Raw genomic sequence first — 18,786 nt, 5'->3', positions numbered from 1 at the left:
GGCGTTCGGAGTTCCGGGGGGATTGGGTCAAGATCAAGAGATCGCAGCCTCGCTTTCGCTCGACAGCTCCTACAGGGCAACGCGATCTTTTGATTTTAATAGCCGGTCATTTCCAGATACCCCTGCCCGCCATGGCTGCCGGTCACCTGCACCGGTCCCTCCCAATAGGGAATGCGCAAATCCATCCAGGCATTGGGGTTGAGGGCATTGATCGTGATGTCGAGTTGCTTGCCGGGAATCTTGATCGACCAGCGCACGGGCATGGAGCGGCCGGCGACGTTCGCCGTGCCCTGTGGTGCGAGCAGGATGTCGGCGGCATGCAATGACTGCGTCTGCCCCCGGGCGTCGATCCAGGTGCCAGTGAGGTATGGCTCGCCGTCCCTATGCCGCATGCGGTACAGCATGACCTGCTCGCCGCTGTCCAGGTGCAGGGAAAACCAGTCCCAGCCCGTTTGATTCGCGGTCAGCGGCTGGCTGCTCCACTCGCGATCGAGCCAGGCCAGGCCACTGACCTGATGTGACTTGCCATCGATTTCGAGGGTGCCACTGGCCTGGAAAAACGGTTGACTGTAGTAGTAGGACGCCTCGCCCTGTTCGGACTTCTGGCTGAAACCCTGGTCGCCCTGCAACACCAACGGACGCGCAGAAGTCAGCCGCAATTGATAGTTGAACGCCTTGTCCCGGGCGCTGAGCTGCAGGTCGGCCAACGGGTTGTCAGCCCTGGCCTGGCTGCTGAAATGCCAATCGTCGATCCACGCACTGAACGGCGTCAGGTTCACCCCGGCCTGGCCGACGCCACCCCGGGCGTAACGTTCGGCGGCGTGGTGCACCGTTGCCGACGTCACCGCGGCATGCCCCAGCCAGATGATCGGGCTACCCCAGCCAGCTTGCTCGGGCGCCGCGTTCAAGGCACTGCGAAACAAGGTCCATTGCGCGCCAAACACGTTGCCCTGAGCGTCCTTGAGGTTGGCGGTGACATACCACCATTCGATGCGAAAACCGGCGTGAGGGCCGTGATCCAGCGGGAAACTGAAGACCCTGCCAGGCACCACCGGCTTGAACGCGGCAGCCTGATTGCCCAGCCCCGCGAAGCCTTTCTCGACAGGCGCCGGGTGATCGCACCCGCCGAGCAATGCCAGAATCAACACACCGACCTTAATCCTCATGGGCAAAGGTCCTCAGAAGATCCGCCGGTTGCGTGCGATACAGCGAGTACAGCGGCCACGCCGACGCCAGCAAGGTCGCGAGCAGCGCCCACCCCAGCAACTGCAACAGCTGCAGCGGGAACACCTGCAGCGGCAGACGCCAGCCGAAGGCCTGGACGTTGATCACGGCATTCAGGCACCAGGCCAGCGCGATGCCCAATGGCAATGCCAGCACCAACGTCAGCACCGCCAGCAGCCAGGTTTGCCCAAGGTTGAGCAGCATCAATTGCCGGCGCGTCACACCCAGCGCCCACAGTGGTGCAAGCTGCCCGAGGCGGCTCTGGCTCTGGGTCAACAGGCTGATGAACAACGCCACGCCCGCCACGCCGAGGGTCAGGCTGTTGAGCGCAGCGGTCGCGGCGAAAGTGCGCTCGAACACTTGCGTGGACCAGCCCTTGAGCCGCGCCTGATCGACGATGCGGCTGTCATCCAGATGGAAGCGCGCTTGCAGCGCCGCCAGGAATGCCGGGATCGACGGCGGGTCGATGCGCAAGTTGAAGCGGTTGGGGGTCAACTGCGGCCAGGCGCGCAGCAAGTGGTCGGCGTTGACCAGAATGTGGCCCTTGGGGTTGCCATAGTCGGCGTAGATCCCGACGATCTGTGGCGACCACGGGCCGCCCGGCGTCGGTATCGTCAGGTGATCGCCAAGGCGCACTTTCAAGCGCCGGGCCAGTTGCTCGCTGAGCATCAGCGCATCGTCGCCGGCCAGGCGCTCCCACGGCTTGTCGCCCAAGGCTTCCAGCAGCGGCCAGTGCTGGCGGTAGGTCGGGTGATCGATCACGCCAAAAATATCCGCCGGCCACCCTTGCACCTGGACAGACACCTGCCAGTTGGGCAGCACCGCCGTGAGCTGCGGTTGCTGTTTGAGCCAGCTGTGCAGCTCCCTGGCCTGGGCCGGGTTTTGCGGGTTGAGGTAGAGCTCGGCGGTCAACCGTTGTTCGAGCCAGTCGCTGAAAGTCTGGCGGAAACCGGCGGTCATGCTGCCGGCACCGATGTTGGCCGCCAGGGCCAACAGCAGCGCCATCAATGCCAGGCTCAGGGCCGGCAGTTGCTGGCGGCAATCGGCGACAAACCATTGGCCGAGCACCGAGCGACTGCGCGGCAATACCAGGCTCAGCACGCTATTGAGCACCACCGGCAGCGCCAGCGCGGCGCCCAGCAACAGCGCGGCCATCAGCACGAAACCACTGGCCAGGCTGTCGCCCCGCAGCAATGCCAGCAGCGCAATTAAAGCGGCAGTCCCGGCCACCCATCCCTGGCGTCGCAACCAGCGCGCATGCGCCTGATGCCAGGCCTGCGGATCAGCCAGGGCCAGCAACGGCAGACGCGCCGCCCGCCACAGACTGTTGGCACCTGCCAGCAAGGCGCCGAGCAGGCTCAGGCCGACGCCGCTGAGCCACCACCACGGGCTCAGGCTCAGCCGTCCTGCCACTTCGGCGCCATACAACCCGCGCAGGCTGGCGGCGACATCCGGCAACAGCACGCTGGCCAGCACGTAGCCGCTGATCACTCCAGCGAGGCCGCCGATCAGTGCCAGTCCACCCAGTTCGACGCTCAGGCACGCAATCAACATCCGCGCGCTGACGCCACAGGCGCGCAAGGTTCGCAACAATCCTCGGCGTTGCTCCAACGCCAGGCCGATGGCGGCGTGAACGATGAACAAGCCGACCACGAATGACAGAAACCCCAGGGCATCGAGGTTCAGGTGAAAACTCTCGGTCAGGCGCGCGAGATTGTTCTCATCGCCGCTGCTCTTGAGTTGCAGCTGGCCTTTGAATTGATCGGGCAGCGTCGCGCTGAAATCCCTGGGCAGCAGCAGGCGCGACAGTTGATCCGGCAGCCCCAGCACCTGCTGGGCGACGCCGATGTCCACCAGCAACACACCGGGGGCCATCTCGTTTTCCACGCGCAGCGGCGGCAATGCCACGCCGCCCAGGCTCGACGGCTGTTCACCTTCGTGCAAGCCCAGGGCCTGCAAGGTCTGCGGCGAAATCCAGGTCTTGCCCGGCGGGCTGAAAAATTCGACGATCTGCTCGATCGCCAGTGCCTGCCCGGCCACCGCGGAACCGGCCGGCAGCGACACCGGCTCGATGCCCATCAGCTGCAAGCGCTGGTCTTCATGGCCCTTGAGTGTCAGCCGGCCCTGCAGCACCGGCGACACCGGCCAGCCTGCACGGCGCAGGTCGACAAACACTTGCTGGGAAAAGGTCGCGCCGCTGGGGGTACTGAGGCTGGCCTGGGGTTCACCGCCGATCATCTGGCTGGCCCGGGCATAGCTGTCCCGCGCCTGGCTGTTCAGCGCCTGCACGCCGGCCAGCAGACTGGTGGCGAGCCAGAGCCCGGTCAGCACGCTGAAAAATTGCACCGGGTGCTGCCGCCAATGGCTGAGCAGCGCGCGCAAGGTTTCGCCAAAGACCCGCACTTCAGCGCTCGTCCGCGCCAGCCAGACGGCCACCCTGCAGCACCACTTTCTCCGCCAGTCGCGCCGCGACCCGTGGGCTGTGGGTGACCATCAACAAGGTTGTGGGGCTGTCGTCGAGCAGTTCCAGCAGCAACTTCAACACCTCGTCGCTGGTGGCTTCATCGAGGCTGCCGGTGGGTTCGTCGGCCAGCAGCAGTTGCGGTTGCGACGCCAGCGCCCGGCCCAGCGCCACCCGCTGCTGTTGCCCGCCGGACAATTGCTCCGGATAACGCCGCAGCAGATCAGCCAACCCCAGACGCTGCACCAGATGCGCCTGCCAACGCGGATCATGGCGCCCCGCCAGCCGTGCCTGGAACGCCAGATTGTCTTCCACGCGCAAGCTGCCGATCAGGTTGAACTGCTGGAACACCAGGCCGATTTCAGTCCGCCGCCAGTTTGCCAATTGCCCTTCGCTCATCTGTTCCAGGCGATGCCCGCCACTGACGATGCTGCCGCGATCGACCTTGTCCAACCCGGCGATCAAGTGCAGCAAGGTGCTCTTGCCACTGCCCGACTCGCCCATCAGCGCCAGGCTGCTGCCGGGTTTCAAGGTCAGGTCGACACCTTGCAATACGGGTAATGGACCCTGGGGAGTGGCGTAGCTTTTGAAGACGCCTTGGACCGACAGCATGGGGGCAGGCTCGTTGAGGTCAGTGGACCTAGGATAGCGGACGCCAGTGGCACCGCGTTATCGTTCATTGTGGCGGTGCGGCGATCAGACAAGCCACGCTCCCACATTTTATTTGTGTTTGAGCGAGTTTTGTGACCGACGCAGATCCCCTGTGGGAGCGAGCTTGCTCGCGAAGGCGTCAGTGGCAGCTACACATAGTCCAGCTCAGAAACTCAACCCTTCACCCCCACCAACGTAAAACACAACGGCAACTGCGCCTGCTGCTGTTGATACTGGTCATAGAGTTCCTCGCGGTTGGAATGCGGGTACTCCTTGAAGTGACTGATCTGCAGTCCGGCGTCGATGGCGCCGGTGAAGATCGCGCCCAGGGTGTGCACGAACCAGTAGGACGTCGCGCAGGGTTGTTCGACTTGGCCTTCGTAGACGATGGGCTGGTCCTGCACGAAAGGTTCGCGGCGAAAGTACGAGCTGTCCGGGCGAAAGGGATCAGCTGACTCGGGGTCGAACATTTCCAGGAAGGGGTGGGTTTCGTACACTACCAGGCTGCCGCCAGGCTTGAGGGTTTGCTCGACATGGCGGAAAAATTCGCCGATGTCCGGCATCCAGCTCAAGACGCCGATGGTGATCAGCGCCACGTCGAAACGATCGCGAAGTTCGCCCGGCAGACGATGGATGTCGGCCTCGATGAATTCAGGCGCATGGGGCGAACGAGACGCCAGCTCCCGCGCCTGATCGAGGAAGGCGGCGGACTGGTCGACGCCGACCACGCTGCGGGCACCCAGCGCAAACAGCGAAACGCTTTCGCGTCCGTTGTTGCAGCCCAGTTGCACCACATCCTTGCCATCGACGCCGACCTGTTCCAGCAAATCGGTCAGGGTCTCATCCAGGCAGGAAAAACCCCGATGACCCACGGCGCTCGAAAGAGCCTGCCATTCCGGGGCGTCCTTGTGGTGTCGGGCGGAGTCATTCCAGGCATCGCGGTTGCTGGCGATGGCGTTTTCTTTTGTCGGCATTTCCATTGCACGCTCCAGAACTCGGGTCTTGATTGACCGGCACGAGTCTAGATCAGCGCCTTGAAAAAACCCATTTGGCGTTTGTTGGTTTCTTGTAACCCAGACATCGCAAACGCGTGCCCATATGACAGCTATAGTTAATGACCTTGGGGAAATGCGGGAATACCGATTTCGCAGGTGCAACCATGAGCAAAACCGATCTGATGCTGGCGTTCGCTGTCTGCCTGACCACCGCCGCCCAGGCGGACGACCTGACCCCCACCACCGATTACAGCAGCGGGTTCAACTATTACGGCGACAACCAACCCTTCGCCCATCCCGTTCCACCGTCCCTGAGCACAGTGCCGCCGCGGTCGTACATTCCGACGGCCCCGCGGGAGTTCATCCCGATTGCGAGCCAGCATGTGTTCTACGACTCACGATTGCCGACCGTCGCGGATGCCACCGTGCGGGTGTTCATCCGCTCCTATGACGCGGAACGCGGCGTCTACGTCAACGAAGAAGTGCTCGACCCCTCCTGTATGCTCGCGTGCCTCCGCGGCCAGGAACAGCCTGCCCAGGTCTACCACTGACGTTTATCCGGGCGTGCGAGGCCGAGTTTTTCGATCCGGTAACGCAGCATGTCGCGGCTCAGGCCCAGCAGCCGTGCGGACTTGGTGACGTTCCAGTCGGTCTTGTCGAGCATCTTGCGCACCATGTCGCGCTCCACTTCCGGCAGGTTCATCGACTCGGTGCCGTTGTAGGCCGGACGCGGTTCGCTGTGTTGGAGCTCCTGTTGGTACGCCAGAGGCTCGTCCACCAGGCTCAGGCACACGTTCAACTGGTGGGTGGCGATGGTGTCGCTCTGGGCCAGCAGCACGGTCTGCTCCAGCATGTTGCGCAACTCGCGCACGTTGCCCGGCCAACTGTAGTTGAGCAGCAACTCTTCGGCCTGGTCGCTGAAATGCAGGTGCGGCTTGCCATAGCGTTTGCCATGGATCGCCAGGAAATGCCGGGCCAGCACCAGGATGTCTTCGCCACGGGCATACAGGCGCGGCACTTTGATCGAGATGATGCGCAGGCGGAAGAACAGGTCGCGGCGGAACTTGCCCTGCTGGACCATCTGTTCGAGGTTGCAGTTGGTGGCACTGATCACCCGCAAATCGACTTTGCGCTCCTTCACCGAACCGACCCGGCGAATGGTCCGGTCTTCCAGCAACTTCAGCAGTTTGGCTTGCAGCAACAGGTCCATTTCCCCGACTTCATCGAGAAACAGCGTACCGCCATCGGCCGCTTCCACCAGCCCGACGCGACGGTCCTTGGCGTCGGTGAAGGCGCCCTTCTCGTGACCGAACAGTTCCGACTCCACCAGATTGGAGGGAATCGACGCGCAGTTGAATTCGATGAACGGGCCTTTGCTGCGCGGACCGTCGAAGTGCAGCGCCCGGGCCACCAGTTCCTTGCCGGTACCGGTCTCGCCTTCGACGAGTACCGGCGGCAGATCGGTGTTGGCCATCCGCCGCTCGGCGTCGAGCAACTGGCCGATGGTGTTTTTAAGATATTGCATGGGCGCCGAATCGCCGATCAAGGCCTGCACCCCGGACTTCTGCGCTTCGCGTTCCTGGTAGAACGACAGCGTGCGCTCCATCCGCTCGGTGGCCAGGGCCTTGTCCAGCAACAGCTTGAGCTCCGGCAGGGCCACCGGCTTGGTGACGTAATGGAACGCGCCCTCCTTCATCGCCGTCACGGCATCTTCGACGTTGCCGTAACCGGTCATCATGATCACCTTCAGGTCCGGCGCGCTGATGCGCAGCTTCTGGATCAGGTCGTGACCGCTCATGCCCGGCAGCGAATTATCGGTGAGCACCACATCAGGCACGAACGTGCCCAGTTGCCCCAGTGCATCCTCGGCCGAGTGGCAGACTGTCACCTCGAAGTCTTTACGCTCCAGATAGGTCTGAATATTCTCGGCGAGGAGTTCATCATCCTCGACCAGCAGTATGCTGCGCTCCATTTTCCCCTCCCGTTGCCACTATAAAGTTGAGACTGACGCGGGTTCCTTCCTGCTCCCGGCTGGTCAGTTCGACCGAGCCGTCGAAACGCTCCATTATTCGTTTGACCAGGGCCAGGCCTACGCCCAACCCGCCTTGTTTGGTGGTGAAAAACGGCTTGAACACCATTTGCTGTTGCTGCGGGTTCATGCCCTTGCCGGTGTCGCTCAGGGTCATGCACACCCGCCCCGGCTGCGGCGATTCGATCTCGATACTGAGCACGCCGCCCTTGGGCATGGCTTCCAGGGCATTGGCGAACAGGCTATTGAGAATCTGCGTGAGCAATACCTTTTGGCTGACCACCAGCGGACAACCCTGTGGGGTGAAACGCACCTCGACCCCGTAGCGCTTGATCAGCGCGTCGAAGGCACCCCGGGTGTCGTCGATGGCCAGCACCAGGTCCACTGTCTCATCGTCGTCATTCACCGGTCGCAACGACATCAGCAGTTCCCGGACCCAGCGCGACATGCGATCGACCTGGTTGATGATGTCGCCGATGTTCTTCTGCGCGCCCAGGCTGGCGATGTCCTGGGCCAGTTCGGCACTGGAACGTATGTTCGCCAGCGGATTGCGCAGGCTGTGAGCCACCGCCGAGGACATCTCCCCCAGGGCAACAAAGGTCTCGTTGCTGACCAGTTGTTTCTGCTGGCTCTCGAGCAGCTTGGCCGCACGCCGCACTATCCAGAACAACGCCAGGTAAATCGCCGCGCCGCCCAGCACCGTCGCCAGCCAGATGGCCTTGAAACCGCGCTGGATGCGCGCCACCAGATCCACCGGTTCCTTGTAGATTTCCACCATGGCGATCACTTGGCTTTTGTCGGCATTGAACATCGGGATATAGTTCTCGATGAACAGGTATTCAGGTTCGCGCAGCAATCGCTGCTCGGGGCGTTCCTCGACAATCTCGTGGTAGCTGGTGGACACCGACTCCTTCATGGTGAAGGACTCATCCAGCTCGTCATCGCCTTCAATGCGCTCACCGATCAACTCGGGGTTGGTCGACCAGACGACGGTACGGTCCTGGGCATACACCGTGGCCAGCAGCAGGTCGGGCAAATGCTCCACATGATCGAGAAACTCGATGCGCGCGGCGGCTCGGGTCGCCGGTTCGACGTCGGGATACCCATGGTCCTGGCGTGGATCGAGCATTTCACCCATGGTTCGGTTCGGGCTGATCGCAGCATGGCGGATTTCGGCGTCACCCATGGCCTGAATGAACTGCGCGGTCAGCATGGAATCGCGTTCGACACTCTCGGTCACCACGAATCGCGTGGAAACAGAGCCCAACCCCAGCGCCACGGCAGCGATGATGAAAAAGCTGCCCAAGGAGAACCAGCGCAGCAAATTGAACGGCCCACGCCTGCCCTTGCGTTCTGTAGCCGGCGTCTGCGACGCCGCTGTAGTGTGTTGTTCCAATATCTGCATGGGCGGGTCCTGGATGCTTGCATCAAGCCTTTTCAGCCGTGTTTCGACTCAGTGTAGGTGGCATTGTTCAAGGTTGATGGCGTCATTGATATTATTTGGCCGCTACTGCGTTTGCACCGCCTGCAACGGCTGCTGCCGCTCGGTTTCTTCCTGCAAAAAAGCCAGGATGGACTGCGCCGCGTTCTCATCCAGACGCAGGTTGGGCATCGGTATCTTGTCGAAGCGCTCAAACAATTCCATCGCGATCGGGTCCTTTTCGGCCAGCATGCGGTCCGGCTCGCGAATCCAGCGCGCCAGCCATGCCGGCGCTCGCTGGCGAGTGACGCCGATCAGGTCGGGACCGATGCTGCGCATGCCGATGCCTTGCCCGTCCTGCGGGCCGAGGCTGTGGCATGAGGCACAGCGGGTGCGAAACAATTCTTCGCCGCTGCTGGGCGGCCGGAGTTCAGGTGCATTGGCGTAGCTTTGCTCGGCACTGGGCTGCTTCCAGTTCTGCAAGGTGTTGGCCAACTGATCGGCCAGAATCCACGGGTTCTCGAAGGGCGAGGCTTTCATCCAGCGGCCCGTGGCCTGGTTGCCAACGATCAGGCTCAGGTTGTGGTCTTTGCTGCGTCCGTTGTCGACGCCTTCGATGAACAGCCCGAGCTTGTGCCGCAGTTCGGTGACAGCGTCGAAGTCGCCGGTGAGAAATTGCCAGCCCGGCCCGACCTTGAACCGCTGCGCGTAGGCTTTGAGCACCTCGGGCGTGTCGCTGAGCGGATCGATGCTGATCGAATAGAAGAAGATGTCCTTGCCGACCCGGTCCCCGAGCAACTGTTGCACCTGACGCAGGCGCGCGGTTTCCAGCGGGCAGGAATCGCTGCAGGTGGTGAAGATGAAATTGATCACCACCACCTTGTCCCGGATCAGGTCATCGAAGAAATGCACCTGCCGACCGTCCTGGTCGGTCAGCAGGGTATTGGGGAAATAATCTGCACCCCAGGGTGTCGCCGCCGCAGTCGGCGCCTCGGCGACCTCGTGGGCCACCAGCAACCGGCTCGCCAGCAGACAACAGACCAGCATCAGTACCAGGTGCGCGCCCAAGGCACGGGAGCGCGGCGTATGCCCGTTCATGTCGGTGCGCTCCCGCTTCATTTCTTGACCGGCACTTGCGGGCCGAAGCCATCGCCAGTGCGGAAGGTCGGCAATGCGGCGGAGTTGACGTAACGCACGCCATCCCAGCTCGGCAGCGGCGTCGGCATCAACTGCAATTGCCCCGGTTTCTCGATGTCCCAGCGCAGCAGCATGGAGTTGTCCTCGTGCTGCGTGTTGTGACAGTGCTCCATGTACGTCCCGGCGAATTCGCGGAAATTGATCGCGAATTCGACACTGTCCAGGCCATCGTCTTCCGAGCCGATGCGATAGACGTCCTTGCGCGCCCATTTTTCCCATTCCGGCGGTGCCTTGCCGCCGCGGCTCAGGATGATCCCCTCCTCGAAGTGCACGTGCACCGGGTGGCTCCAGCCCTTGCCGCCGGCCTTGATGTTCCACACCTCCAGGGTGCCGAAACCGGTGACACCGGCATCGGTGGGGCCACTGGCCAACTGGGTCGAGGCATTCAGGCGACGCGGGTCCATATGGAAACCGAACCCGCCGTCGGTCTTGACCGTCCAGGGCGCTTCGTCGGTGCCGTCCGAGCGCCCGTAGGTGAAGGTGCGGTGACGGGCCTTGGCCAACAGCGCCTTGTCGGCGACGGTATCGCGATGGATCTTCAGCGGGATCATCGCCATGCCTTCGGCCTTGCCCGGTTTGGCCGGCTCATAGGCGGCCGGGTCCATGGCCAGGTCCTGACCGGTATAGGCCTTGACGTTGAGCTGCAAGATCTTGCCCACGGCCGGATCACCCTTGTCCCACTGCGGGCCCTTGCTGCTTTGCTTGAGTACCGCCAGGTATTTTTCCGAGAGCACATCACCCAGGGCAACGGGCTCTTTTGGGCCCTTGCCGTCGTCATGCACCAGCAGGTTGACGAAGAACAGCTTGTCTCCGGGCTTGATTCCGTTTTTCGCGAAGTTGACGATGATGTCGAAGCGCTCGGCGATGCCCTGAGTCGGCAAGATCGCGTTGTGATTCTGTTTATTGCCGTCGGCGTCCAGGTCCATGCTGCCGTCGAACGGCACGCTGTGTTCCATGATGTTGCCGTCGTTGGCAATCATGTGGAACGGCACCCGACTGTAGGAAACCCCGGAGTTTTTCGGGCCGGGAAATTCACCGCCGTTGCCCTTGACCTCGCGCACCAGGGCCAGTTTGAAGTAACGCGACACCGAGCCGTTGAGGATACGCAGCCGATAGCTGCGGGCGCGCACGTCCAGGGCCGGTTTCCACTGCCAGTTCACCAGGACCTGGTCACCGAGAAAACCATCGGTGTTGAACGGGTTGAACCAGAGTTGACCGCCCTGATCCCAGGCCTTGTCGGCGATCAACAGGTTGACGTCATAGTCGCGGTTACCCCACGGCAAGGCGCTGCCGCTGGGGAAGCGCAGGTTGACGCCGTCGTTCACCGATTCGTTCCCGCGGTCCAGGGCGCTGTAGTAGTTCATCATCGCCGCGTTGCCCTTGTAGACGTTCTGCGCGGTGAAATCGAGCATGTGATCGTGGAACCAGTGGGTGCTCATGGTTTCGCGCCAGTCGCCACGGATCTTGATGGTGCCGTGGTCGCACGTCTTGCGGCCGGGGTTCATGTCATTGACCCAGAGGGTTTCCCCCGGCGAACACGGGAAGGCCGCACGCGGGTCTTCGGCGCGGGTATTGATGCTGTCGTAACCGGCCAGCTGGATTGGCCAGCGATAGTCGTAATACTGCCCCGGGAAGAAAAACGCGTTGGCGTAACCGTCGCTTTCCGCCGGCGCGTGACCGTTGTGTTCGTGGGTACTGATGGTGTGCAAGCCGAAGCCCATGTTGGCCGCCGGGTCGATGGGCAAGCCGTTGTAATGGCGCATCAGCACCGGCTGGCCGTAACGCACCATCAGTAATTTTGGGGGTAAGGTGCCGTCGAAGGTCCAGACCGAGTTGTGGTTCTGTACCGGCATGTTCGGGTGAAAGCGCGCATCGACGCCTTTGGCGGTGCCATCGGTCAGCGGTACACCGGCGGTGTTGTGATAGAGACCACCGGGGCCGAACTCTCCCAGGGCGTAACCATGCATCTGGCGACTGTCGCGCAGGCCGCCGTTGATTCGCGCACCGGACTGCACGGTCTTGTAGGCCGCTTGCGGGTAGAACTCGTTCCAGCGCTGATGCGACCAACCCTTTCCTGGCGGACGGCCTTCGGCGGCAGAGCCGATGTGCCGGTTGAGAAAATACTCGATCTGCGCCTGCCACGGATTGCGGTCGACCACGTTGGCGAACTGGCTCGGAAATGGCGTCAGTCCCGGTTGGCGCAAGAACGCATCGAGGGCCGCGCCGGGTGGCGCACTGCGCGCCGCACTGCCGGGGTCCTGCGCAGGTGCCGGGCCGATCGCCGCCGGTGGAAACCCCAAGGGCGCCGCCGGTGTGGTGGGGTCGAGTTTTTCCGGGCCGAATTCTTCGAACAGCACCAGTTGCTGGGTGAACGGCTGAGCGCCGAACAGCGGGCTGGGCTTGCCATTGGTGGGGTAATTGAAGCTGGTCTGCACCTTGGGCGGCAGGATATTTTCCTGGCGCGTGGTGTCGCGGCTGCCTTTGACGCCATCGGGCAAATCGAAGGCGTCTTCGTTGGCTTCCGGCATCGTCAGGATGGCATTCAGCGCGGCCGGTTTATCGGCGGGCTCGTCGTAATACGCCGACGGGTCGGTGGGTTCGGGCTGTCGTTCGTCATCGATGGGGCTGGCGCGAAGACCGGCTGTTCCCAGCGTCATCGTCAGAAGGACGCTCAAAGGCGTCAGGAAGCCGAACCGCTTGAAGGGAAACCGCGCTTTACTGTCCATCACCATCCGCCTCGAAGCTCATGAAGGGGTAATGGTGATTTGCAAGTAGCTCGCCAGATTTGTAACAAGTTTTTACATAGCGTTAACGCCTGACAAAACAGTGGCTTATCAACATCAATGTGCCATGACTGAAAAACGACTGGGGAATGGCACCCGCTAATGGGGAAAGTTCATACCCGATTTCAGGTGAGCCGTTTGAATGAAAGCCGCACGGTGGTGCCCTCGCCCTCGCGGCTTTCCAGGGTCACCGCGCCGCCGAAACGGTCCATGATCCGCTTGACCAGCACCAGTCCGACCCCCAGGCCACCGCGCTTGGTGGTGTAAAACGGCCGGAAGGCCATGCTGCGTTGCTCTTCGCTCATGCCTTTGCCGGTGTCGCTCACCGCCACGCAAACGCCTTGGGCATCGGTCGGCTCCAGGGCGATGGTGAGCGTGCCGCCCTTCTCCATCGCCTCCAGCGCATTGGCCAGCAAACTGTTGAGGATCTGCGTCAACTGCACCTGCTGACTCAGGACCATGGGTGTCTGCCTGGGCTCGAACACGACCAGGACGTTGGCCTTGGCGATCTGCTGCTCGAAGGCCATGAGGCTGTCATGCAATGCCGCCACCAGATTGACCGGCTCCGCCTCGTCGTTGAGCGGGCGCAAGGATTGCAGCAGCTCCCTGACCCATTTCGACATACGATCAACCTGGCCGATGATGTCGTTGATGTTCTTGTGCGCCGCGCCGCTGTCGAATTCGAGCGCCAGTTCAGCGCTGGAGCGAATGGTCGCCAACGGATTGCGCAGGCTGTGGGCGACCGCCGACGACATCTCGCCCAGGGCGACAAAGGTTTCGTTGGTGATCAGTTGCTGCTGTTGCGCCGCCAACAGGATCGCGGCCCGGCGCACGATCCAGTACAGCCCCAGGTAAATCAGCCCGCCGCCCAGGGCGGTGGCGAGCCAGATCATGACCAGGCCGCGCTCCATGCGATTGATCAGGTCCTTGGGCTCCTTGTAGATCTCGACCATCGCGGTGACTTTGTCGCCGTCGGCATCGAACAACGGAATGTAGTTCTCGATGAAGATGTATTCCGGGGGCGTCACGAACTTCTGTTCCATGCGGCCGTGGTCGACGTCGTGATAGCTGGCCGACACCGGGGTCCTGGAGGCGAAGGCTTGATCCAGATCGTCGTCGGTATGGATCGTGGTGCCCATCAATGCCGGGTTCGTCGACCAGATCACCATGCGGTCGGGGGCGTAGATGTTGGCCAGGATCACGTCCGGCAAGTGTTCGATATGGTCGAGGAATTCGCCACGGGCATTGGCCCGGGCCATCGGGTCGACGTCGGGAAAGTCCTTGTCCTTGCGGGGGTCGAGCAGCTCGCCCATAGTCCGCACGTTGGGGATCGACACATGGCGCACCTCGGCCGAGGCGATCGCCTGAATGAACTGCGACGTCAGCAAGGCATCGCGCTGCACGCTCTCGGTAATCACGAACCGCGTGGACACCGCCCCCAGCGCCACCGCAACCGTACCGATCACCGCCAGGCTGATCAGCGAAAACCAGCGCAACAGATTGAACGGCGGCTTGCGCGAGTGCAGGCGGGTATCGCCCTCCTGCGACAGGAGCGCTTTGGTAGGCATGTTCATGGACATTTGTTCCCGACGTTTCCCCTATAGGGTTATAGCCCAATGCTGGCCGTTTGCCCGATGTCGGGGTTTGGACCGGCAAAGGCTGTGGTAGCTATCCCACACCTCCCCGCCTTCCCCACCTACCCCCAATGCTGGGGACAATGGCCCGCTTGATCGAGCGATGGCCTGACAGCGTTTGCCCGCCGCAGGCCCGCGCCCCGGACCTCTCAGGATCGTTTTCGCCGCTTGGTACGGAAGTTGCCGAAGACCCTCTCAACTGACCCACCTCACGGGACAGGTACTCTGATAGAGGGATTAACTCATGCACCCTTTACTGTCCAAAACCGCGGCCGCGCTGGTCGTGAGTGCTCTGGCCCAAGGCATCGCCCAGGCGGCGTTGTATGCCGTCGACCCCGGACCCTATCTGCCCGCCAACGGCTCGTTCGCCGCCTGGTATCAGGACACCCACGGTCGAACCCTCGACCTGTGCCTGTCCAAGGCCGTCAGCTCCAGGGCTCCCGGCGCACCCGGTGCGCCGTCGTACATGTGCACGTTGCTGCCGACCCCCGGCGTGTTCGATGACGCACAGCCGATCGTCTTCCCGACCAATTTCCCTGACGAGGCGTTCTGGTTCAGCGCCGATGCGGCCATCGTCGACGCCACCCGGGGCATCGACCTGTCGTTTGGCACCGCCATCGAAGCGGCTTTCGCTGCGGAAGAACCGGTCGAGGGCGACCAGCTCAGCTTCGCCCGGGTGCGCATTCGCATCGATGTGCCCACCGCCGGCACCTACGTCGTCACCCACCCCTACGGCGTCGATGTGTTCAACGTCGATGTGCCCGGGCGGCGGGCGATCAACATGACCCGCGACATCGGCATCGGCTCACCGAAAACCTATGACGGCGCCCTCAAGGGTGACGTCGGCCCCTTCCTGCGCAGCGTCAACGGCCCGTACACCGAGACCAATCCGCTGACCGGTGCAGCCGAGCAATTCATCGGCGATCCGAACCTCGAAGAGGCCATCACCGGCAGCCCGTTCAACACCAACTTCGTGCGCATCGAAGGGCCCAATGGCCTGGATCTGCGCACCACGCTGTTCAGCATCTCCGGCAAGTTGTCGACGGTGGTGCGGCCGACGCCGGTGATCGCCCAGCGCAGCACTTACTCGCGCAAAGCCGGTGCAAGCGCGCCGATCGCCCAGCAGGACGTGTTCGTCATGGCACCTCCGCCGCCGGCGACTGCCACCGTGACCAGCAGCAGCCCGGTGCTGAACATGAGCGAAGCCAACACCACCGGCAACTGGTACGCGCAGTCCGCGGCCAACCCGACCTTGCCGAGCACGGTGCAGGTGACCGCGGACAACCACCTGGCGATCCCCACCAGCACACCGACCAGCTTGTCCATGGCGCTGACCGACCTGGTGGTGATCCAGCGTGCGGAGTACAGCCTCAGCAGCGGGCAACTGACCCTCGTGGCCTCGACCAGTGATGAAACTTCGCCGCCAGTGCTCACCGCCTCATCCGCCAGCGGTGCCGCCATCGGCGCCCTCAGTGGCGAAGGCGCGGTGAAAACCCTGGCCACCGGGATCTCGCCGATTCCACCGGCCAGGGTTCGCGTGACGTCATCCAATGGCGGCAGCGACACCGAAGAAGTGGTCATCGTGCAATGAACGCTCACATGCCCAGATCCTCATCAGGAGGCATCATGAACAATTGGCCACGCCTGGCGCTCAACGCCCTGGGACTGACGTTATCGCTGTCCGGCAGCGCGTTCGCGCAACTCGCCGCCGTCGACCCCGGTCCTTACACCTTCGCCACGGGGAAATTCCCCATGTGGTATCAGGACAACAATCAGCTGTCGATGGAACTGTGCCAGTCCCGGGCCGCGAGCTCGCGGGTGCCGCCCAGCGTGCCACCGGCCTATATGTGCATATTGCTGGCGGAACCCGGGGTCTACGACGACGCTCAGCCGATGATCTTCCCCGACAACTGGCCGCCGGAAGCCTTCTGGTTCCTGGCCGAGACCGCAATCCCGCAGGTCGGTAACAGCGGCTATGAGCTGGAAGTCTACGTGGCCGGGATCGAGGCGGCATTCGCCTCGGAAAACCCGGTCGATGGCGATCAGCAAAGCTTCGCGCGGATTCGCCTGCGCATCTCAGTGCCGACCGCCGGGGTCTACACCATCACCCACCCTTACGGGGTGGAAACGGTCAACGTCACCACGCCTGGCAGGCGTGCCATCAATATCACCCGCGACATCGGCATCGGTGCACCCGGTAATTTCAGCGGCGTGCTCAATGGCAACGTCGGCCCGTTCCTGCGTAGCGTCAACGGCCCCTACACCGAGATGAACCCGGACACCGGAACCGTCGACACCTTCGTCGGCGATCCGAACCTCACCGAGCAGGTCACCGGCAGCCCCAACAACACCAACTTCGTGCGTATCCAGGGACCGGCCGGGACCATCGAGACCAACCTGTTCACCGTATCCGGCAAAGTCCTCGACAACCGTGCCCAGACCCCGGTGGAAATCGACCGCGCCACTTACCGGCGCACCGACACCGGTACGCGGGTCGAAGTCTTCGGCAAATCGGGCAACACGTCGAGCCTGTGCTTGCGCGAAAGCATTGCGCTGGTACCCGGCCCACCGCTGTCGCCATGCCTGATCAACATGACCGGCGACAACAATGGCTTGTTCTTCGGCCAGCGTCAGTTCACCGGCAACGTGCCGCCGGTCGTGGTGGTCACCGCCACCAACCCGACAGGTACCACCCGGCCGACGGCAGTGTCGAGCAAGCTCACCGACGTGGTGAAAGTCCAGACCGCTCGGTACAACTGGAGCAATCACAGCCTGCTGATCGAGGCCACCTCCACTGACGAAGTGGCGGTACCGGACATGGTCGCCCAGGGTTACGGACGTCTGTCGAAGACCGGCACCCTGCAACGCCTGACCGTCGCCGATCTGCCGCAGCCACCGGCCACCGTCACGATCAAATCCGCCAGGGGCGGCAGCGATACCGAGCCGGTCGTGGTGGTCGGTTCGGCCCCGGACACCGGTGAAAACCAGGCGCCATTGGCCGTGGCCGACACCGGCAGCACCAGCTTCGGGGTGCCGATCACCCTCAACCTGCTGGGCAACGACAGCGACCCGGACGGCAACACGCCACTGAGCATCACCGCGCTGACCCAACCGGCCGCTAACCAGGGCACCGTCGCCTTGAGCGGCACGGCAGCGGTGGTCTATACCCCACCGGCCGTAGTCAACGCACCGCTGACCACGACCTTCACCTACAAGGCGCAAGACGTCAAAGGCCTGGCCTCGACCGCTCCGGCGACCGTGACCATCACCGTGGCGCCTAACCAGCCTCCGGTGGCCGTCGTCGACAGCATCGCGACCCTGGGCGTGGCGGTACCGATCAACGTGCTGGCCAACGACACCGATCCGGAAGGCAACGTGCCGTTAACCGTCGCCATCCAGACCCAGCCAGCGGCCGGTCGCGGCACCGTCAGCACTGACGGCACCGTGATCACCTACACCCCACCGGCCACGGTCACGACGGCCTTCACCACGACCTTTACCTACGTCGCCAGGGACAGCTTCGGCGCCCAGTCGGCACCGGCGACGGTCACGGTGCAAGTCTCGCCAAGGCCAGCAGCGGAAACCTTCGCGGTGACCGCGGCCACGGTGACGGCCCGCTCCAACAACCGCTTCAACTGGGACTTCTCGGGCACATCATCGGTGACCACCGGCAACACCATCACCATCCAGGTGACCACGCCGACCGGGCTGGTGACCCTCGGCACCACCACGGTGCCGTTGACCGGACGCTGGCGGCTGACGGTGAGCAACAGCACCACGGTGATCCCGTCGGCGAACCCGACAGCGACCATCCGCTCGTCCCAGGGCACCGTGCGCACGGTCGCCGTTACCGTGCAGTAAGCCCTCGCCCCACCGATCTGGCCGGTCGGTGGGGCAAGCCTCTTCCCAAAGGACACCGCCATGAAAAGATCGACCGCCACCCTGCTCTGCCTGCTTCTGCTTTGCAGCAGTGCGGGCGTGCGGGCCGATGATTTGATGGAGAACGACGACCTGGCGCCCGGAGCCGACCTCGGCGAATGGCCAGCGCCGATCGGCCAGCAAGCGCTGATCGACCAGAACGGCCAGGCCAACGTCGCGCTGCTGCAACAGAACGGCCAGTCGCTGCTCGGTCGCATTGTCCAGTCGGGGAGCAATCAGGAAGCGTACATCCTGCAGCAAGGCAGCGACCTGATGGCCCTGATCACCCAGCAAGGTTCGGGCAACAACGCCGAAATCACACAAAACGGCAGCCACAACCGCGCGCAGATTTCCCAGAACGGCAACAACAACGACGCCAGCATCGACCAGGCCGGCACGGGGCTCTCGAGTGCCGTGACCCAGTCGGGAAACGGCATGAGCGTTTCAGTCAAACAGTATCGCTAAAGCATTGCC

At 63.0% G+C, this 18,786-nt stretch carries 13 protein-coding genes; 4 read left to right on the top strand and 9 right to left on the bottom strand.

What is annotated here, in order from left to right; all coding sequences use genetic code 11:
* Nucleotides 1-95 precede the first annotated feature (95 nt).
* The 4 genes from ELQ88_RS14350 to ELQ88_RS14335 all read right to left on the bottom strand — a co-directional run bounded on the left by ELQ88_RS14350 (nt 96) and on the right by ELQ88_RS14335 (nt 5,316).
* A complete protein-coding gene (locus ELQ88_RS14350) occupies nt 96-1,166 on the bottom strand; it encodes a lipocalin-like domain-containing protein (RefSeq protein ID WP_138965833.1) in 1,071 nt (356 codons plus the stop codon).
* Nucleotides 1,156-3,627 (bottom strand): FtsX-like permease family protein, encoded by a 2,472-nt coding sequence (locus tag ELQ88_RS14345; protein ID WP_138969520.1) that lies wholly within the window; start codon nt 3,625-3,627, stop codon nt 1,156-1,158. The genes ELQ88_RS14350 and ELQ88_RS14345 overlap by 11 nt, the downstream gene beginning before the upstream one ends.
* Nucleotide 3,628: 1 nt before the next feature.
* On the bottom strand, nt 3,629-4,297 hold the full coding sequence (locus tag ELQ88_RS14340; protein WP_138965832.1) for an ABC transporter ATP-binding protein: 669 nt from the start codon (nt 4,295-4,297) through the stop codon (nt 3,629-3,631).
* Between the two features lie 212 nt (nt 4,298-4,509).
* Nucleotides 4,510-5,316 (bottom strand): class I SAM-dependent methyltransferase, encoded by an 807-nt coding sequence (locus ELQ88_RS14335; protein WP_138965830.1) that lies wholly within the window; start codon nt 5,314-5,316, stop codon nt 4,510-4,512.
* A gap of 179 nt (nt 5,317-5,495) precedes the next feature.
* On the opposite strand from ELQ88_RS14335, the gene ELQ88_RS14330 reads away from it, so the two are divergent.
* Nucleotides 5,496-5,882: a hypothetical protein gene (locus ELQ88_RS14330; RefSeq protein ID WP_128870064.1), complete on the top strand. Its 387-nt coding sequence runs from the start codon at nt 5,496-5,498 to the stop codon at nt 5,880-5,882.
* Here ELQ88_RS14330 and ELQ88_RS14325 read toward each other — a convergent pair.
* From ELQ88_RS14325 to ELQ88_RS14305, 5 genes are all read right to left on the bottom strand, one after another.
* Nucleotides 5,873-7,303 (bottom strand): sigma-54 dependent transcriptional regulator, encoded by a 1,431-nt coding sequence (locus ELQ88_RS14325; RefSeq protein ID WP_128870065.1) that lies wholly within the window; start codon nt 7,301-7,303, stop codon nt 5,873-5,875. The two genes, ELQ88_RS14330 and ELQ88_RS14325, sit on opposite strands and share 10 nt — an antisense overlap.
* Nucleotides 7,272-8,765 carry an ATP-binding protein gene (locus ELQ88_RS14320; protein WP_138965828.1) on the bottom strand — a complete coding sequence of 498 codons (1,494 nt, stop codon included), beginning with the start codon at nt 8,763-8,765 and terminating at the stop codon, nt 7,272-7,274. The genes ELQ88_RS14325 and ELQ88_RS14320 overlap by 32 nt, the downstream gene beginning before the upstream one ends.
* Nucleotides 8,766-8,867: 102 nt before the next feature.
* Entirely contained in the window at nt 8,868-9,878 is a 1,011-nt protein-coding gene (locus ELQ88_RS14315) for an SCO family protein (protein WP_138965826.1), read from the bottom strand.
* Nucleotides 9,879-9,895: 17 nt separating this feature from the next.
* Nucleotides 9,896-12,703, bottom strand: coding sequence for a multicopper oxidase domain-containing protein (locus ELQ88_RS14310; RefSeq protein WP_138965824.1), 2,808 nt, complete (start codon nt 12,701-12,703; stop codon nt 9,896-9,898).
* A 182-nt stretch (nt 12,704-12,885) separates the two neighbouring features.
* Nucleotides 12,886-14,334, bottom strand: a complete 1,449-nt coding sequence (locus tag ELQ88_RS14305) for a HAMP domain-containing sensor histidine kinase (protein ID WP_138965822.1) — start codon at nt 14,332-14,334, stop codon at nt 12,886-12,888.
* A 304-nt stretch (nt 14,335-14,638) separates the two neighbouring features.
* On the opposite strand from ELQ88_RS14305, the gene ELQ88_RS14300 reads away from it, so the two are divergent.
* The 3 genes from ELQ88_RS14300 to ELQ88_RS14290 are packed head-to-tail and all read left to right on the top strand — an operon-like array spanning nt 14,639 to nt 18,777.
* Nucleotides 14,639-15,985 carry a hypothetical protein gene (locus ELQ88_RS14300; protein WP_138965820.1) on the top strand — a complete coding sequence of 449 codons (1,347 nt, stop codon included), beginning with the start codon at nt 14,639-14,641 and terminating at the stop codon, nt 15,983-15,985.
* Between the two features lie 35 nt (nt 15,986-16,020).
* Nucleotides 16,021-18,255 carry an Ig-like domain-containing protein gene (locus ELQ88_RS14295; RefSeq protein WP_138965818.1) on the top strand — a complete coding sequence of 745 codons (2,235 nt, stop codon included), beginning with the start codon at nt 16,021-16,023 and terminating at the stop codon, nt 18,253-18,255.
* A 60-nt stretch (nt 18,256-18,315) separates the two neighbouring features.
* A complete protein-coding gene (locus ELQ88_RS14290) occupies nt 18,316-18,777 on the top strand; it encodes a curlin (RefSeq protein WP_128870072.1) in 462 nt (153 codons plus the stop codon).
* The last annotated feature ends 9 nt before the right edge of the window (nt 18,778-18,786 follow it).

It is taken from the genome of Pseudomonas sp. MPC6, assembly GCF_006094435.1.
Lineage (GTDB): Bacteria > Pseudomonadota > Gammaproteobacteria > Pseudomonadales > Pseudomonadaceae > Aquipseudomonas.
The sequence above is the reverse complement of the archived record's forward strand: the minus strand, read 5'-3'. Positions and strand labels throughout refer to the sequence as shown.

Coding starts and splice junctions, on each gene's coding strand:
- ELQ88_RS14350 (WP_138965833.1), bottom strand. CDS start 1,166: ATGAGGATTAAGGTCGGTGTGTTGATTCTGGCATTGCTCGGCGGGTGC.
- ELQ88_RS14295 (WP_138965818.1), top strand. CDS start 16,021: ATGAACAATTGGCCACGCCTGGCGCTCAACGCCCTGGGACTGACGTTA.
- ELQ88_RS14310 (WP_138965824.1), bottom strand. CDS start 12,703: ATGGACAGTAAAGCGCGGTTTCCCTTCAAGCGGTTCGGCTTCCTGACG.
- ELQ88_RS14305 (WP_138965822.1), bottom strand. CDS start 14,334: ATGAACATGCCTACCAAAGCGCTCCTGTCGCAGGAGGGCGATACCCGC.
- ELQ88_RS14315 (WP_138965826.1), bottom strand. CDS start 9,878: ATGAACGGGCATACGCCGCGCTCCCGTGCCTTGGGCGCGCACCTGGTA.
- ELQ88_RS14320 (WP_138965828.1), bottom strand. CDS start 8,765: ATGCAGATATTGGAACAACACACTACAGCGGCGTCGCAGACGCCGGCT.
- ELQ88_RS14290 (WP_128870072.1), top strand. CDS start 18,316: ATGAAAAGATCGACCGCCACCCTGCTCTGCCTGCTTCTGCTTTGCAGC.
- ELQ88_RS14325 (WP_128870065.1), bottom strand. CDS start 7,303: ATGGAGCGCAGCATACTGCTGGTCGAGGATGATGAACTCCTCGCCGAG.
- ELQ88_RS14340 (WP_138965832.1), bottom strand. CDS start 4,297: ATGCTGTCGGTCCAAGGCGTCTTCAAAAGCTACGCCACTCCCCAGGGT.
- ELQ88_RS14300 (WP_138965820.1), top strand. CDS start 14,639: ATGCACCCTTTACTGTCCAAAACCGCGGCCGCGCTGGTCGTGAGTGCT.
- ELQ88_RS14330 (WP_128870064.1), top strand. CDS start 5,496: ATGAGCAAAACCGATCTGATGCTGGCGTTCGCTGTCTGCCTGACCACC.
- ELQ88_RS14335 (WP_138965830.1), bottom strand. CDS start 5,316: ATGGAAATGCCGACAAAAGAAAACGCCATCGCCAGCAACCGCGATGCC.